The organism is Pseudomonas brassicacearum, assembly GCF_918698105.1.
In the GTDB taxonomy this organism is placed as follows: Bacteria; Pseudomonadota; Gammaproteobacteria; order Pseudomonadales; family Pseudomonadaceae; genus Aquipseudomonas; species Aquipseudomonas brassicacearum_F.
On record NZ_CAKKMI010000004.1, the window covers coordinates 39,402 to 54,642 of the forward strand.

Below are 15,241 nucleotides of genomic sequence, written 5' to 3' on the forward strand. Positions count from 1 at the left end.
ATGCCAGACCGAGATCAGGACTGGCTTAACTCAGGACAGGTCAACAGCTCTTCCTTGGTTTTGGAATCAACGGTGAAGGATGTAAGGCATTCACCGCCGTCGGCATTTTGGTCGTGCGTTGTGGCGTTGTCGATGGAGGGGGTTGCGCTTTTCAGGCATTCGGCTCGGTTGGCGTTGTACTCGTCCAGGTTGCTTTGGATCGCGCCGGGAGTTGTTTCTTTGCCCCCTTGTCGAGCAGCACTGACTTGAGCCTGCCACCAGCTGTTGGCAAAAATGGCGGCTGAGCTGCACCGGCCTAATGGCTGGAATACGGAATGACCGAACTGTGCGCGGCCGTCTTCAAGTAATGATTTGAATACTCGGCTGTGAGCTGACAGCTCAGCCAGGTTGTTGGCTTCGAGCATTTGAGCGCTCTGAGCCATGGCGCTGTCCAGTTTTGACAGGTACTGGGTTGCATCGGCCAGTGCTTGTGCACTGGCGCGGGTGTAGCGAGCCGTGGGGCGTTGTACTTCAGATTTGATGCTGTCTGGGGGAACGGTCGGTTCGGGTTTGTTCGGTAGAACCCAGTACACCATGAGGATTGCGATGGCACACCAGCCAATGATCAGTGCGGTTTTTTCGGCGGTGGGTCGGTCTTTCCAGGGGATGTTTTGTTTTTCGGGCATTGAAACTTCCTTTTAGAGTGTTTGTGGTCGTCCCTGACCGGTTGCGAGTTGGGCCACGACCCAACGTCTTAACGCTTAAGGCAGAAAATCCCTGATGCAAATGCTCAAGGTTGCTATGCCTACGCAGCAGATACAGATTTTCAGAACTTGTAGGTGCTTTCGTTCTCGGCGGGCCTGTTCTTTTTTGTGTTCCTCGACTTCGTCATGGCGGTGAAAGTTGTAATCACAATGCATGCACAGCTGCGTGTAACGCCAGGTGTTACGTTGGCATTGCGGGCATTCTCGGGCGCGGTCGCTGCCTTCTGGTGGGGGTTCTTTGATGGTCTTTATGTCAAAGGTCTGATGGCCGAGGTTGATGTGCCCCCGGTTACCTTTGATTTTGATGGTGAGCTGGTGATCTTTTCCTTCCTTGGGGAGGTTTTCGATTTCCTCAGAAAGCCTGGCCGACAGATTTTTTACCAGGTATTCATCCTCTCTTCGCATAGAACTCCTTTGCTATTTAGCGATTCACTACCAACTTCAATATTCGCTCAACGCGCGGTTCATCAAACCCTTGATTGTCACCCAGCGCGTTGTAGACCTCGGCGGCCACTTCGGCCAATTTCTTTGCCGGCCAGCGTCGACCGGCTTGTTTGGCGGCCGCCTCTAGCATTTCGATGATGCGGCAGAGCTTTTCGCCGTCGATGGGCGTCCAGGGCGTGACGGGCGGCGTGGCGGCGATTTTTTGTCCAGTGATGATGAAGTACATGTCTGCGCCCGCTTTGGTGATGGCGCTCATGTAGTTGGCATCAGGCACGCGTTCGCCTGCTTCGTAGAGCATCTGCGTTTTTTTCGTCACGCCGGCCAGTGCCGCGAAGTCGGTCTGGTTGAGGCCAAGTCGTGTTCGTTCGGCGCGCAGCCGCTCACAAAAAGAAACCATTCGGTTGCCAAAAAGCCTTTGCATGGGAACCGATTGGTTCCATTATCAATTCACACCGTCCGACCACGAACGGCAACTTAGTCGGCACCCAAGTGGCGCCATCAGCCCCCGGAGTGAACCCATGGAGCTACGTACAGCAGATCAGGCCCGAGCTGAGCTTAAGGCCAAAGGTATCTCGATTACCCAATGGGCAATCGCGAATCGTTTCTCACCCAACCTGGTGTTCGAGGTGTTGGGTGGTCGCAAAAAATGTGTACGGGGTCAGGCCCATCAGATCGCAATCAAGTTGGGTCTTAAGGCCGGAGAGATTTGTACTGATCCGGCGGCGGCCCTTGAGCTCAACCGTTTTGTGGCGTGAGGCTCGTGATGAAAAATCATATCGGTAATTTGGAATCTACCGCTTTAAAACCTAGGCCGCGTGGGTACGCAGAGCAAAAAAAGAAACTTCCTACAAAAAAGCCACCAATTCACACCTTTTTCGTTGTTTTCAACACCTGCCGGACCCCACCGCGAGTCGGGGCCAAGGGGGTTGAGGTTGTCAATTTACCTGAAATGTTTATGCCGGAGGCGAGGTTATGAATCGCTCGGTGTCGGCGGCCGCACGTGTTTTGCGTGCGCTGAAGGCGTTGAAGGGCCACACGGTGACGGGGTTGAGTAATGCGGAGTTGGCCCATCTGACGCAGGACAGTCCCAGCAATATCACGCGAGCGATGCAAACACTGATTGAGGAAGGTTTAGCGGTGAAGCTGGATAACGGCCGCTTTGCTCACTCGGTGGGGGTGTTGCAGATCGCGCAGGCGCATGCCGAGCACATGGCTCGTTTGACGGGCCGCATGCAGGAAATCAATCAGCGTATTGCCGCTGGGTCGATTGTTTAAGGAGGTTGTATGGCACGGAGCAAGAGCGTACCCGCGGAAGCACTGGCGTTGCCTGTGTTGGATGGGGTGATGTTGACGGCTGATCAGAATGCGATGGCTGCGCTGCAGGCCTCGCACAGTGAAGAGTGCGACACGGTGAATCAGTTGCTGGGGCAGGCGCAAATGGCCGGGGTGTTTGAGGCGTTTTCCCGCACGGTGCGGACGTCGAAGTTGGCGTTTGTGAAGGAGAACAAGCTGTATCGAGGGTTGGCCGGGCGTAAGAGTCCGCACGGTGCGGGGACGTTGAGCGGTACGTGGGATGAGTTTTGTGGGTTGTTGGGGCGCTCGGTTGATCAGGTGGATCGGGATATCGCGAATCTGCGGGCCTTCGGTGAAGAGGCGCTGGACTCGATGTCGCGTATGGGGATTGGTTACCGGGAGTTGCGCCAATATCGGCGATTGCCGCAGGACCAGCAGGCGGCGCTGGTTGAGGTGGCGAAAGCTGGCGATAAGGAGGCGTTTGTTGATCTGGCCGAGGAGATGATTGCCAAGCACACCAAGGAGAAAGAGACGCTGGGCCGGCGCCTTGATGAGGCGAAGGCCGATTATGCCGCGCAAAGCGAGGTGATGGCGAAAAAGACCGGTGAGTTGGATAAGGCTCGGCGGGAGTTGGAGTTGGCTCGCAAGCGGATTCAGGCGATGCCTGCCGATGAAGCGGCGAAGGCTTTGCGTGCGGAAGTGTCGGCGATCGCTTATGAGGCCGAGGCCAGTGTGTTGGGGCCGCTGCGCGAGGGGTTTGCGAAGTTGGAGGCGTTGGCTGTTAGTGGTGAGGACCACCGTGTCTTTAGGGCCGGTTTGATTCGGCAGTTGGAGATTACGCTGGGGGCGGTTCGCAGTGAGTTCAACTTGCCAGATCAGGCGAATGGCGTGGCGTGGATGACGCCTGCGGAGGCCTGATTGATGAATCCAGTTCACATTGAGCAGTTGATGCAGGTCGCACGGCGCGCTGATGCGGCTGTGCATGGTGAGCGTACGGCTATTTATGAAGCTGGGGCGCTGGCTCTAGGGGTTTCGATTTCTACCCTACAGCGCCAGTTGAAGGCGGTGCGTTTGGCGAAGCCGCGTAAGCGGCGCAGTGACGCGGGTTGCAGTGCGTTGCCGCTTGAGGAAGCGCGGTTGATTTCGGCGGTGTTGTTGGAGTCCATCCGGGCGAACAATAAGCAGTTGTCGACGATTGAGCGAGCCGTCGAGCGCTTGCGCAGTAATAACTTGGTGATGGCTGGCCGGTTGGATGAGGCCACGGGTGAGTTTCGACCGTTGAGTCGCAGTGCGATTAGCCGGGCGTTGCGCGCTTATAAGTTGCATCCCGAACAACTTTTGCAGGACGCGCCGGCGGTGTCGTTGGCGAGTCAGCATCCCAATCATGTTTGGCAGATTGATGCTTCGATCTCGACGCAGTTTTATCTGGCCGATGATGGGGCTCGGGTGATGAACAAGGCCGAGTTCTATGACGGTAAACCCGCGAATCTGAGGAAGATCGAACGCCAGCGGCTGTGACGGTATGTGATTACCGATCATACGAGCGGCACGCTGTATGTGGAGTATGTGTTGGGGGCTGAGTCGGCTGAGAATCTGTGCAGTGTGTTGATTAATGCAATGCAGAAGCGCAGTGAGTCGGACCCTTTTCATGGGGTGCCTTGGGTGTTGATGACGGACCCTGGGGCGGCGATGACGAGTGGTATTTTTCGCAATCTTTGCCGTGTTCTGTCGGTTGATTTGATGATTCATAGGCCCGGGAATGCGCGGGCCAAGGGCCAGGTTGAGCAGGCCCACAATATTGTCGAGCGTGAGTTTGAGAGCGCTCTGAAGTTTCAGGCCGCCACGAGTCTGGAGCAGATCAATGCATGGGCCGGTCAGTGGATGCGGTATTTCAATGGGACGTCGATTCATACCCGCACGCGGCGTACCCGGTATGGCGTTTGGCAGTTGATTAAGCCGGAGCAGTTGCGCCTGGCGCCCAGTGTTGAGGTGTGCCGGGAGCTGGCGGTGAGTACGCCGGAGAACCGCAAGGTGAGCAATTTGCTGAGGGTTTCGTTTCGGGGCTCGCAATTTGATGTGAGTTCAGTGCCGGATGTGATGGTGGGTGATCAGTTGCTGATCACTCGCAATTGCTGGCGCGATAAGGACTCGGCGATTGCGGTGCTGGTGGGCGATGACGGGCGTGAGTGCTATCACGTGATTGAGCGCGTTGGGGTGGATGCGTTTGGGTTTGCCGAGTCGTCTGCGATGCTCGGTGAGCGGTATAAGCGCCACGCTGAGACGCCGGCCCAGGTGTCGCGCAAGGTGTTGGAGCAGATTGCAACGGGTACGAGCAATCAGGCCGATGCGCAGGCCGCCCGCAAATCGAAGGCCGTGCCGTTTGGTGGGCTGATCGATCCGCATAAACATGTCAATGACACCGTGTTGCCGGCTTATCTGCCGCGGCGCGGTACGCATCTGGATTTTAACGCTCCCACTGTTGAGATTGCCCCGCTGAGTCATGTTGAGGCGGCGAAGCTTCTGCGTCCGCGTTTGGGCAATCTTTGGTCGGCTCAGATGTTTGGTTGGTTGCTGACGCGGTTTCCAGAGGGTGTTCCCCAAGAACAGATTGAGGCGGTTGAGGCTGAGTTGAAACGGCCCGCTAAGGTCATGCGCCATTCGATTGGAGTTGAGTGATGTTGAAGCTGAAAAGGATTTTGCAGGATGTGGGGCGGCCACAGGCGGCGTTGGCCCAGTCGCTGAATTTGAGTAGCGCAACGATTGCGCAGTTGGTGAACCATAACCTTTGGCCTCGCCGTCTTGATGGTGAGGTTTTGCGGGGGCGCATTCGGGGGTTCTTGGCGGAGTCCGGCGTCAATGATGCCGCTATTGCTGATGCTTTTGATGAAGTGGATCGGCCGTACGCCAATACGGCAGGTTCGGCCCTTGTGAAGGGGCCGTCCGGGGAGGAGGAATCGATGTTATTGCCTAAACAAGCACTGCAGCCAGCCACTCGCAAGGCGTTTGGTTTGTTTCGTGATCCGTTTGATGAGTTGCAGTGTGCGCAGGATATGTGGGTCAGCCCGGAGATTCGTTATGTGCGTGAGGCGATGTATCAGACGGCCCGGCACGGTGGGTTTCTGGCGGTTGAGGGGGAATCGGGGGCCGGCAAAAGTACGCTTCGCCGGGATTTGGTGAACCGCATTGCCGAGAACAATGATCCGGTGATGATTATTGAGCCGTATGTGTTGGCTTCCGAGGATAACGACGCCAAGGGCAAGTCGTTGAAGAGCACGCATATCGCGGAGTCGATGATGGCGGCTATTGCGCCGTTATCGAAGCCAAAAAGTAGTCCTGAGGCACGTTTCGCTCAGGTCCATAAGGCGTTGAAGGAGTCGCATGCAGCTGGGTATCGCCATTGCCTGGTGCTTGAGGAGGCGCACAGTTTGCCGGTTCCGACGTTGAAGCACCTTAAGCGCATCCTGGAGTTGGAGGTCGGGTTCACTAAGTTGGTGAGCATCATCATGATCGGTCAGCCCGAGCTGGGGGTGAAATTGAGTGAGCGCAACGCAGATGTGCGTGAGGTGGTGCAGCGCTGTGAGCGGGTCAAGCTGATGCCGGTTGGGCATTCACGTTTGGGGGAGTTTTTGACGTTCCGCTTTGATCGGGTGGGCAAGGTGCTGGGGGATGTCATTGATGAGGGGGCCATTGAGGCGATTGCGGCGCGGTTGTCTCAGCCGACTCGCCATGGGGGGCGTGATGGGACTGTTTCGCTGCTTTATCCATTGGCGATTGGCAACTTGGTGATTGCGGCGATGAACTTGGCGGCTCAGTTGGGTGTGCCGAAGGTAACCGCCGATGTTGTTAAGGGGGTTTGAGATGGATTCTCTGGATCTGGTGAGGGATGCAGCGCCGGCCAAGCCGTTGAGTATTTTGACGGAGGCGTTTCCGGCGCAACTGGCCGCGTTCAATGAGTTGACTCGTGACATCCGTGAAGCTGGGGTTTCGATCATGCTTTTGGTGTTCTTGGACAATAGGATCTTTATCGAGCAGGACAGTCTTGAACTGTTCATTCGCCGGTTTGGATCTCAGCTACGGGGGATTCGCTATTCGCCTGCGGGACCTCTGACCTGTAACACCGTGACCGTTCGGGGCGTCGATGTGGCTTGGTTCACGCCGGTGAAGGAGCAGGAACAATGAGTCTGGCCCTTGATGCTGCGGTGACTGCTGTATGAGTGACTTCCGAAGCAAGGGGCCGGAACTGCTGGTTGATCTGACGGAACACGTTGCGGCTGCACTTGGCGAGTTGGTGTCGATGGATGATGAGGCCGCTCGCCATGTGGCCAAAGAGGTCGCTGATCGGATGGCGGCGCATTGGGGCGGGCAGAATGTCTATTTTCCCATGGGGCTGGCGGGCAAGCTGAGCCGTCGGGATCGGCAGATCTACGAGGAATTCAACGGCACCAATCAAAGCGACCTGGCGCGCAAGTGGGGGGTGTCGCTTCAGTGGATCTATAAGATCGTTAAGGCGGTTCGAAAGGATGAGATCGCGCGTCGCCAAGCCGATATGTTCGCCCCGCCAGTCGATGACTGAGCGGGGTGTTTTCATTGCACTGGATGCAACGGTATTGCATAGGCTGTCCCAGTTTGTGCCAGCCTAGCCCGGAATAGCCCGGATTTATCTCGCTTATGCGATAGGATTTATCTCAACCCTCAACACATTTCGGTCGTAGCAGTGAGTACATATCCATTGCTGCGGTCACGGCTGCTTAGGGTTCCGCTCTTACAGCGGCTCACTTTTGAAGAGCGCAAAAGTAAGCAAAACGCTTTTGCCCCACCACTTGGTGCCTCGCTTAGGCTCGGCATGCCCTCACTCCGGCATTGCTCCGTGGGCCGCCGCGAAGGGCCATCCATGGCCCAGCGCGGCTATCCCGGCATCCATGCCGGGATGCCCACTGCGCAATGCCTGCGTTCGGCCAGCGTGGTTAACGGGGCGCCGAGATCAACGTCCACGCCGAGGCGGCCTAGTAGCCGACCTGGCTCTTGCGGTCGTACCCATCAGACTTGTTTGAGCAGGACCTGTGGGAGCAAAGCTTGCTCGCGGGGCGGCCTGACAGCCGGCCTGGCTCTGGCGGCTCTACTCGATCCACCTGTGGGAGCGAGCTTACTCGCGAAGGCGGCGGTACATTCAGTGCTGGTGCAAGCTGCCCACCGCTATCGCGAGCAAGCTCGCTCCCACAGGGAATGCAGGGTTAATTCCATGGCAATGATCTGATCCGCATAACCGCTCCTCAGCTAAGTCTTTGCTTCTACTTACTAATCCCGGACAATCGCGCCCCTGTTTCGGCCAGGGCGCTGCCTGTCGGGTTTTTCCGACTCGTCCCGGCCGGGTGCATGTGACCGGAATACGGAGATCCGCCCGGATGAATGATCAGGCCAATAGCGTCGAAGAGCGCTTTGAAACGACTGTCCCAGCTACCCTCAGCCAATGGAGTCGCCAGGACACCACGTGGATGCTGGGCCTGTTTGGCACCGCCATCGGTGCAGGTACTCTGTTTTTACCCATCAATGCAGGCCTGGGCGGCTTCTGGCCGCTGCTGATCCTGGCGGTGCTGGCGTTCCCCATGACGTTCTACGCCCACCGGGGCCTGACCCGTTTTGTGTTATCCGGTCGCGACGGCGCGGACATCACCGAGGTGGTGGAAGAACATTTCGGCCTCAAGGCCGGTGCGCTGATCACGCTGTTGTACTTCTTTGCCATTTTCCCGATCCTGTTGATCTACAGCGTGGCGTTGACCAACACGGTGGGCAGTTTTCTGGAGCATCAGTTGCATATCCAACCGCCTCCCCGGGTGGTGCTGTCCCTGGTGCTGATCCTGGGCTTGCTGGCGGTGGTCCGCTGTGGCGAGCAGGCGATCGTCAAGGCCATGAGCCTGATGGTCTACCCGTTCATCGTTGCGCTGCTGTTCCTGGCGGTGTTCCTGATTCCCCACTGGAGCGGCGGCATCCTGACCACGGCGTCGACGCCGCCTGCACCTTCGGCGTTGTTGCATACCTTGTGGCTGGCGATCCCGGTGATGGTGTTCTCGTTCAACCACTCGCCGATCATCTCGGCCTTTGCGGTAGACCAGAAACGTCGCTACGGCGATAACGCCGAGGCGCGCAGTTCACAGATCCTGTCCCGCGCCCATGTGCTGATGGTGGTGATGGTGCTGTTCTTCGTGTTCAGCTGCGTGCTGACCCTGACCCCGGCGCAACTGGCCGAAGCCAAGGCGCAGAACCTGTCGATCCTGTCGTACCTGGCCAACCACTTCAGTAACCCGACCATCGCCTTTGCCGCGCCGTTGATTGCGTTTGTCGCCATCTCCAAGTCGTTCCTGGGGCACTACATCGGCGCCAGCGAAGGCCTCAAGGGTCTGATCGTCAAGAGCGGCCGGCGCCCGGCGCCCAAGACCCTGGACCGCCTCACCGCGGCGTTCATGCTGGTGGTGTGCTGGATCGTCGCTACCCTCAACCCGAGCATCCTGGGGATGATTGAAACCCTGGGCGGGCCGGTCATCGCAGCCATCCTGTTCCTGATGCCGATGTATGCCATTCGCAAGGTTCCGGCCATGGCCCGTTATCGCGGCCAGGCTTCGAATGTCTTCGTTACGTTGGTGGGGTTGGTGGCGATTACGGCGTTGGTTTACTCTCTCTTGGCGTAGGTTTTTCCTGTGGGGGTGGGATTTTGAGGTTGGTGTGTATATCCGTTGCTGCGGTAACGGCCACTTAGGGTTCCGCCCTGACGGCGGGTCACTTTTGAAAAGCGCAAAAGTAACCAAAACGCTCCATGCCCCACCACTCGGTGCCTCGCTAGGGCTCGGCATGCCCTCACTCCGGCATTGCTCCGTGGGCCCGCCGCGAAGGGCCATCCATGGCCCAGCGCGGCTATCCCGGCATCCATGCCGGGATGCCCACTCCACAATGCCTGCGTTCGGCCATCGTGGTTAACGGGGCGCCGAGATCAACGTCCACCGCGAGGCGGCCTAACAGCCGACCTGGTTCTTGGTGGGACCGTGTTTCTCTTGTGGGAGCGGGCTTGATCGCGAAGGCGGTGTGTCAGTTTTTGATGATGTTGGATGTATCGGCCTCATCGCGAGCAAGCTCGCTCCCACAGGTGACCTTGGGTGTTCTGAGTCTTGTGTTCACCGCAGGACCATTGTGGGAGCGGGCTTGATCGCGAAGGCGGTGTATCAGTTTTTGATGATGTTGGATGTATCGGCCTCATCGCGAGCAAGCTCGCTCCCACAGGTGACCTTGGGTGTTCTGAGTCTTGTGTTCACCGCAGGACCATTGTGGGAGCGGGCTTGCTCGCGAAGGCGGTGTATCAGTTTTTGATGATGTTGGATGTATCGGCCTCATCGCGAGCAGGCTCGCTCCCACAGGTGACCTTGGGTGTTCATGAGTCTTGTGTTCACAGCAGGACCATTGTGGGAGCGGGCTTGCTCGCGAAGGCGGTGTATCAGTTTTTGATGATGTTGGATGTATCGGCCTCATCGCGAGCAAGCTCGCTCCCACAGGTGACCTTGGGTGTTCTGAGTCTTGTGTTCACCGCAGGACCATTGTGGGAGCGGGCTTGCTCGCGAAGGCGGTGGGTCAGTTTGCGGTGATGTTGGATGTGCTGGCCTCTTCGCGAGCAGGCTCGCTCCCACAGGTGATCTTGGGTGTTCATGAGTCTTGTGTTCACCGCAGGACCATTGTGGGAGCGAGCCTGCTCGCGAAGGCGGTGTCATAGTCGATGAAGATGTTGGATGGGCCGGCCTCTTCGCGGGCAAGCCCGCTCCCACAGGTTTTGTGGTGTATATGGGTTTTGTGTCTGCTGAAGATCCCCTGTGGGAGCGAGCTTGCTCGCGATAGCGGAGGTTCAGACACATAGATGCTGGCATGTATCCCGCTCTTGCTCTTGCTCTTGCTCTTGCTCTTGCTTTGGATCTTGATCTTGATCTTGATCTCGGCGCCCCGTTAAACCACGCTGGCCGAACGCAGGCATTGCGCAGTGGGCATCCCGGCATGGATGCCGGGATAGCCGCGCTGGGCCATGGATGGCCCTTCGCGGCGGCCCACGGAGCAATGCCGGAGTGAGGGCATGCCGAGCCTAAGCGAGGCACCGAGTGGTGGGGCAAAGCGCTTTTGGTTACTTTTGGCGCTTTTCCAAAAGTGACCCGCTGTAAGAGCGGAACCATAAGCCGCCGTTACCGAAGAAACGGATATGTCCCCAACAAAAAGGCATTCCCTGAAATAGAAAAACGCCGCCCCTCGCAAGAAGGGCGGCGTCTTTAGTCGGGCGTTTTAAGCTTTAGGCTTGAACGACCGGGATGTTGGCGTTTGCAGCCGCTTCACGGAACTCGGCGATCTGGTCGAAGCTCAGGTAGCGGTACACGTCCGCTGCCATGCTGTCGATCTTGCCAGCGTATTCCATGTACTCCTCGACGGTCGGCAGGCGACCCAGGATGGAAGCTACGGACGCCAGTTCGGCCGAAGCCAGGTAGACGTTCGCGCCGTCACCCAGACGGTTCGGGAAGTTACGGGTCGAAGTCGACACCACGGTGGAGTTCGGCTCGACGCGTGCCTGGTTACCCATGCACAGCGAGCAGCCTGGCATTTCCATCCGTGCACCGGCCTTGCCGTAGATGCCGTAGTAGCCTTCTTCGGTGAGCTGGTGAGCGTCCATCTTGGTCGGCGGCGACAGCCACAGACGGGTTGGCAGCTGACCCTTGACCTGCTCCAGCAGTTTACCGGCAGCGCGGAAGTGACCGATGTTGGTCATGCACGAACCGATGAACACTTCGTCGATCTTCTCGCCAGCAACGCTGGACAGCAGACGGGCGTCGTCCGGATCGTTCGGCGCGCAGAGCACAGGCTCGCTGATGTCGGCCAGGTCGATTTCGATGACTTCGGCGTATTCGGCGTCGGCATCGGCTTCCATCAGTTGCGGGTTAGCGATCCAGGCTTCCATCGCTTGGGCGCGACGTTCCAGGGTACGTGCATCACCGTAGCCTTCGCCGATCATCCAGCGCAGCAGGGTGATGTTCGATTGCAGGTACTCGGTGATCGACTCTTTCGACAGCTTGATGGTGCAACCGGCAGCCGAACGTTCGGCCGAGGCGTCGGACAATTCGAAAGCCTGTTCCAGGGTCAAGCCTTCCAGGCCTTCGATTTCCAGGATGCGGCCGGAGAAGGCGTTTTTCTTGCCTTTCTTCTCGACGGTCAGCAGGCCGTTCTGGATGGCGAAGTACGGAATGGCATGAACCAGGTCACGCAGGGTGATGCCAGGCTTCATTTTGCCCTTGAAGCGCACCAGGATCGATTCCGGCATGTCCAGCGGCATGACGCCGGTGGCGGCGGCGAACGCGACCAGGCCGGAACCGGCTGGGAACGAGATGCCCATCGGGAAACGGGTGTGCGAGTCGCCACCGGTGCCCACGGTGTCTGGCAGCAGCATGCGGTTCAGCCACGAGTGGATGATGCCGTCGCCCGGACGCAGGGAAACGCCGCCGCGGGTCATGATGAAGTCAGGCAGGGTGTGGTGGGTGGTGACGTCGATCGGCTTTGGATAGGCCGCGGTGTGGCAGAAGGACTGCATTACCAGGTCAGCCGAGAAGCCCAGGCACGCCAGGTCTTTCAGTTCGTCACGGGTCATGGGACCGGTGGTGTCCTGGGAGCCCACGGTGGTCATTTTCGGTTCGCAGTAGGTACCAGGACGTACGCCTTGGCCTTCTGCCAGACCGCAAGCCTTGCCGACCATCTTCTGCGCCAGGGTGAAACCCTTGGTGCTTTCAGCGGGCGCTTCAGGCTTCTTGAACAGGTCGAACGGTGGCAGACCCAGCTCGGCGCGAGCCTTCTCGGTCAGGCCACGGCCAATGATCAGCGGAATACGACCGCCGGCACGGACTTCGTCCAACAGCACGGGGGTCTTCATTTCGAAGGTGGTGATGACTTCGTCGGTACCGTGCTTGCAGACTTTGCCGGCATGCGGGTACAGGTCGATCACGTCGCCCATGTTCATGTTCGAAACGTCGAACTCGATTGGCAGTGCGCCGGCATCTTCCATGGTGTTGTAGAAGATTGGAGCGATTTTGCTGCCGAAGCAGAAACCACCGGCGCGCTTGTTCGGGACGAAAGGAACGTCGTCGCCGAAGAACCACAGCACCGAGTTGGTCGCCGATTTACGCGAGGAACCGGTACCGACCACGTCACCGACGTAGGCGATAGGGAAACCCTGGCCGCGCATTTCTTCGATCTGCTTCATCGGGCCGGTCTTGCCTTGCTCGTCCGGAACGATGCCGTCACGAGCCATTTTCAGCATGGCCAGGGCGTGCAGCGGGATATCAGGACGCGACCAGGCGTCTGGAGCAGGGGACAGGTCGTCGGTGTTGGTTTCGCCGGTGACCTTGAACACGCGCAGGCTGATCTTGTCGGCCAGCACCGGGCGGTTCTTGAACCACTCGCCGTCGGCCCAGGATTGCAGCACGGCCTTGGCGTGAACGTTGCCGTTCTTGGCTTTTTCAGCCACGTCGTGGAAGGCATCGAACATCAGCAGGGTGTGCTTGAGTTCCTTGGCGGCTACCGGCGCCAGCTCGGCGTCGTCCAGCAGCTCCACCAGGGTCACGATGTTATAGCCGCCCTGCATGGTGCCGAGCAGTTCAACGGCACGCTTCTTGTCCAGCAGAGGGGATTGGGCCTGGCCCTTGGCGAGGGCGGACAGGAAGCCGGCCTTGACGTAGGCAGCCTCGTCGACTCCAGGCGGAACGCGATTGGTGATCAGGTCAACGAGGAAAGCTTCTTCGCCAGCCGGAGGATTCTTCAGCAGCTCGATCAGGCCTGCGGTTTGTTCGGCGTTAAGCGGCTGGGGAACGATACCCAGGGCTGCGCGCTCTTCGATATGTTTGCGGTAGGCTTCAAGCACAGTTATTACCCTCATCAGTGGTCCCAAATGGGTGTCCGGGACGCTCATCCAGGAACCCACGGTACTCATGCGCGTCGGCGGCTTTTTGAGCCACCACGCCAGAGTTTCCGCACGTTCCTCACAGAAGCTGCTTTCAAAGTTTTACGCCTGCAGAACGGGGAGCTGATGAGGGTTGGCGTTGGGCTTTCCCCGCTGGAAAGACCCTTCGCCAACACCGCTCTGAAGGAACGACTGTGCTCGTGACGCTTTGAAAACAGCTTCTAACGGACATTGGCGCCTTAAAAGGCTGGCTGATTCTACGGGAAAAAAAAATTAAAGGTAAGTTGGGGCTGGAAGTTTGAGGGGTGATCAATCTTAGACAAAGGGCTAACATGCCGGCCTGTCCTGCTTTTGCGTGTGCGTTTCCTTATGCCCAACCAGCTCATCAAGACCCCCTGCGTCGGCCTTTGCTCCACTGTCTACGGTGACCTGGTGTGCCGTGGCTGCAAGCGGTTCCACCATGAAGTGATTCATTGGAACGGCTACAACGAGGAAGAAAAACGCGCGGTGTGGATGCGGCTCGAGCAGCTGTTGGTGCAGGTGATGGTGGCAAAGTTGGAGGTTTTCGACCCGGTATTGCTGCGCCAGCAACTGGAGTCGCGCAAGATCCGCTTTGTGCCGCACCAGTCGGAATATTGCTGGGCCTATCAGTTGATCGCCCGAGGCGCACGGGTGATCAACAACCTGGAGGCCTACGGCATGGTGCTGATGCCGGAGTTTCGCGACTGGGATCTGCCGGACCTGCGCGATGCCATTGATCGGGAGTTTTTCCTTTTGTCCGAAGCCCATTACCAGCGCTATATCGCGCCGGGGTTCCTGAAGGATGCGATTGGCGGCTGAAAAGATCGCAGCCTTCGGCAGCTCCTACAAGGATCGCGCCATACCGTAGGAGCTGGCGAAGCCTGCGATCTTTTGATCTTCACTCCTTGACCGCCAACTCCACCAGGTGATCCTCGACCTCCTGGGGCTTGAGCACCAGCACATCGCTTTCCAGCATATCGAGCACAGCCTCGGCGGTGTTGCCGATCAGGACCCCGGACAACCCCGAACGGGCCACAGTGCCAATCACCGTCACCGCCGCCTGCAGCTTGCGCGCCATGAACGGGATCAGGACGTCCGCCGGACCTTCTTCGATGTGCAGGTGTTGGTCGTCGATGTCGAACTCAGCCTGGAACGCCCGACACTGTTCACGGTACTTGGCCTCGATGGTTTCCTTGAGCTGGAACGTCGGGTCGGCGGACGAGAGCATCGGCGAGGGGTGGGCGCTGATCACATGCAGGTGCGCCTTGGCGAGGAGGGCGATGTCATAGCCGTGATCGATGATGGTGGAATGCAGGTGGCGATGCTCGCCGTCGGCATTGCCAACGTCGACGGCAGCGAGGATCACCTTGTCTTTCCAGGAACCGGCGGTTTTCACCAGCAGCACCGGGGTTGGGCAATGGCGTAGCAGCTTCCAGTCCGCCGGGGTCAGCAGGGCTTTTTTCAGCGGGCTGTCGGGGAAGTGCTGCTTGATCACCAGCCCGCAACCTTCCGCCTGCTGCACGTCGATAATGGTTTCGTGGAGGCTTTCGTTCCAGGCCTGCTCGGTGGTGACGCTGTAGCCGTCAGCCAGCAGTGCGGCCTTGAGCACGCTGAGCAGGCCGGCATGGTCATGTTTTTTGTCGCACACGAGCAGGTGCAAGTGGGCCTGGGTCACCCCGGCGATCAGTTTGGCGCGCTTGAGCGCCAGGCTTTCCGAATGTTCGGGCTCAATGACCACCAGGATGCTGCGAATGGCTTGCATGATCGGCGTTCTCCT

The 15,241-nt window shown here is 58.5% G+C and carries 16 protein-coding genes; 10 read left to right on the forward strand and 6 right to left on the reverse strand.

Annotation, left to right across the window (positions count from 1 at the left end; translation table 11 throughout):
• Positions 1–14 precede the first annotated feature (14 nt).
• The 3 genes from LQ215_RS02760 to LQ215_RS02770 form a co-directional block, all read right to left on the reverse strand.
• On the reverse strand, positions 15–665 hold the full coding sequence (locus LQ215_RS02760) for a hypothetical protein (RefSeq protein ID WP_230147327.1): 651 nt from the start codon (positions 663–665) through the stop codon (positions 15–17).
• A gap of 75 nt (positions 666–740) precedes the next feature.
• A complete protein-coding gene (locus LQ215_RS02765) occupies positions 741–1,148 on the reverse strand; it encodes a hypothetical protein (protein WP_230147328.1) in 408 nt (135 codons plus the stop codon).
• A gap of 16 nt (positions 1,149–1,164) precedes the next feature.
• Positions 1,165–1,608 carry a helix-turn-helix domain-containing protein gene (locus LQ215_RS02770; RefSeq protein WP_230147329.1) on the reverse strand — a complete coding sequence of 148 codons (444 nt, stop codon included), beginning with the start codon at positions 1,606–1,608 and terminating at the stop codon, positions 1,165–1,167.
• A 97-nt stretch (positions 1,609–1,705) separates the two neighbouring features.
• Here LQ215_RS02770 and LQ215_RS02775 point away from each other — a divergent pair, with 97 nt between their 5' ends.
• The 9 genes from LQ215_RS02775 (at position 1,706) to LQ215_RS02815 (ending at position 9,163) form a co-directional block, all read left to right on the forward strand.
• Positions 1,706–1,942, forward strand: a complete 237-nt coding sequence (locus tag LQ215_RS02775; RefSeq protein WP_204126644.1) for a DNA-binding protein — start codon at positions 1,706–1,708, stop codon at positions 1,940–1,942.
• 217 nt (positions 1,943–2,159) lie between these two features.
• Positions 2,160–2,462 (forward strand): helix-turn-helix domain-containing protein, encoded by a 303-nt coding sequence (locus LQ215_RS02780; protein ID WP_186642575.1) that lies wholly within the window; start codon positions 2,160–2,162, stop codon positions 2,460–2,462.
• A 9-nt stretch (positions 2,463–2,471) separates the two neighbouring features.
• Positions 2,472–3,398 carry a hypothetical protein gene (locus LQ215_RS02785; RefSeq protein WP_230147330.1) on the forward strand — a complete coding sequence of 309 codons (927 nt, stop codon included), beginning with the start codon at positions 2,472–2,474 and terminating at the stop codon, positions 3,396–3,398.
• Between the two features lie 3 nt (positions 3,399–3,401).
• Positions 3,402–3,998: a hypothetical protein gene (locus LQ215_RS02790; protein ID WP_230147331.1), complete on the forward strand. Its 597-nt coding sequence runs from the start codon at positions 3,402–3,404 to the stop codon at positions 3,996–3,998.
• A 6-nt stretch (positions 3,999–4,004) separates the two neighbouring features.
• On the forward strand, positions 4,005–5,156 hold the full coding sequence (locus LQ215_RS02795; protein ID WP_230147332.1) for a hypothetical protein: 1,152 nt from the start codon (positions 4,005–4,007) through the stop codon (positions 5,154–5,156).
• Positions 5,156–6,337 (forward strand): ExeA family protein, encoded by a 1,182-nt coding sequence (locus tag LQ215_RS02800; RefSeq protein WP_230147333.1) that lies wholly within the window; start codon positions 5,156–5,158, stop codon positions 6,335–6,337. Before LQ215_RS02795 ends, LQ215_RS02800 begins: the two co-directional genes overlap by 1 nt.
• A gap of 1 nt (position 6,338) precedes the next feature.
• Positions 6,339–6,659: a hypothetical protein gene (locus LQ215_RS02805; protein ID WP_230147334.1), complete on the forward strand. Its 321-nt coding sequence runs from the start codon at positions 6,339–6,341 to the stop codon at positions 6,657–6,659.
• Between the two features lie 31 nt (positions 6,660–6,690).
• Positions 6,691–7,053 carry a Mor transcription activator family protein gene (locus LQ215_RS02810; RefSeq protein WP_230147335.1) on the forward strand — a complete coding sequence of 121 codons (363 nt, stop codon included), beginning with the start codon at positions 6,691–6,693 and terminating at the stop codon, positions 7,051–7,053.
• An 829-nt stretch (positions 7,054–7,882) separates the two neighbouring features.
• Positions 7,883–9,163, forward strand: coding sequence for a serine/threonine transporter (locus tag LQ215_RS02815; RefSeq protein WP_230147336.1), 1,281 nt, complete (start codon positions 7,883–7,885; stop codon positions 9,161–9,163).
• Positions 9,164–10,460: 1,297 nt separating this feature from the next.
• Here LQ215_RS02815 and LQ215_RS29475 read toward each other — a convergent pair.
• Both LQ215_RS29475 and acnB read right to left on the reverse strand, forming a co-directional pair.
• Complete coding sequence (locus tag LQ215_RS29475) at positions 10,461–10,586, reverse strand: hypothetical protein (RefSeq protein WP_256211728.1); 126 nt, start codon at positions 10,584–10,586, stop codon at positions 10,461–10,463.
• A gap of 208 nt (positions 10,587–10,794) precedes the next feature.
• On the reverse strand, positions 10,795–13,404 hold the full coding sequence (gene acnB / locus LQ215_RS02820; protein WP_230147399.1) for a bifunctional aconitate hydratase 2/2-methylisocitrate dehydratase: 2,610 nt from the start codon (positions 13,402–13,404) through the stop codon (positions 10,795–10,797).
• Between the two features lie 408 nt (positions 13,405–13,812).
• Here acnB and LQ215_RS02825 point away from each other — a divergent pair, with 408 nt between their 5' ends.
• Positions 13,813–14,283 carry a DUF1289 domain-containing protein gene (locus LQ215_RS02825; protein WP_230147337.1) on the forward strand — a complete coding sequence of 157 codons (471 nt, stop codon included), beginning with the start codon at positions 13,813–13,815 and terminating at the stop codon, positions 14,281–14,283.
• A gap of 79 nt (positions 14,284–14,362) precedes the next feature.
• On the opposite strand, the gene LQ215_RS02830 is transcribed toward LQ215_RS02825, so the two are convergent.
• Positions 14,363–15,226 (reverse strand): universal stress protein, encoded by an 864-nt coding sequence (locus LQ215_RS02830; protein ID WP_230147338.1) that lies wholly within the window; start codon positions 15,224–15,226, stop codon positions 14,363–14,365.
• Positions 15,227–15,241: the final 15 nt, after the last annotated feature.

Bases quoted from the DNA above. Each gene is read 5' to 3' on its own strand.
- LQ215_RS02760 (WP_230147327.1), bottom strand. From the start codon at position 665: ATGCCCGAAAAACAAAACATCCCCTGGAAAGACCGACCCACCGCCGAA.
- LQ215_RS02765 (WP_230147328.1), bottom strand. From the start codon at position 1,148: ATGCGAAGAGAGGATGAATACCTGGTAAAAAATCTGTCGGCCAGGCTT.
- LQ215_RS02770 (WP_230147329.1), bottom strand. From the start codon at position 1,608: ATGCAAAGGCTTTTTGGCAACCGAATGGTTTCTTTTTGTGAGCGGCTG.
- LQ215_RS02775 (WP_204126644.1), top strand. From the start codon at position 1,706: ATGGAGCTACGTACAGCAGATCAGGCCCGAGCTGAGCTTAAGGCCAAA.
- LQ215_RS02780 (WP_186642575.1), top strand. From the start codon at position 2,160: ATGAATCGCTCGGTGTCGGCGGCCGCACGTGTTTTGCGTGCGCTGAAG.
- LQ215_RS02785 (WP_230147330.1), top strand. From the start codon at position 2,472: ATGGCACGGAGCAAGAGCGTACCCGCGGAAGCACTGGCGTTGCCTGTG.
- LQ215_RS02790 (WP_230147331.1), top strand. From the start codon at position 3,402: ATGAATCCAGTTCACATTGAGCAGTTGATGCAGGTCGCACGGCGCGCT.
- LQ215_RS02800 (WP_230147333.1), top strand. From the start codon at position 5,156: ATGTTGAAGCTGAAAAGGATTTTGCAGGATGTGGGGCGGCCACAGGCG.
- LQ215_RS02805 (WP_230147334.1), top strand. From the start codon at position 6,339: ATGGATTCTCTGGATCTGGTGAGGGATGCAGCGCCGGCCAAGCCGTTG.
- LQ215_RS02810 (WP_230147335.1), top strand. From the start codon at position 6,691: ATGAGTGACTTCCGAAGCAAGGGGCCGGAACTGCTGGTTGATCTGACG.
- LQ215_RS02815 (WP_230147336.1), top strand. From the start codon at position 7,883: ATGAATGATCAGGCCAATAGCGTCGAAGAGCGCTTTGAAACGACTGTC.
- LQ215_RS29475 (WP_256211728.1), bottom strand. From the start codon at position 10,586: ATGCCCTCACTCCGGCATTGCTCCGTGGGCCGCCGCGAAGGGCCATCC.
- LQ215_RS02825 (WP_230147337.1), top strand. From the start codon at position 13,813: ATGCCCAACCAGCTCATCAAGACCCCCTGCGTCGGCCTTTGCTCCACT.
- LQ215_RS02830 (WP_230147338.1), bottom strand. From the start codon at position 15,226: ATGCAAGCCATTCGCAGCATCCTGGTGGTCATTGAGCCCGAACATTCG.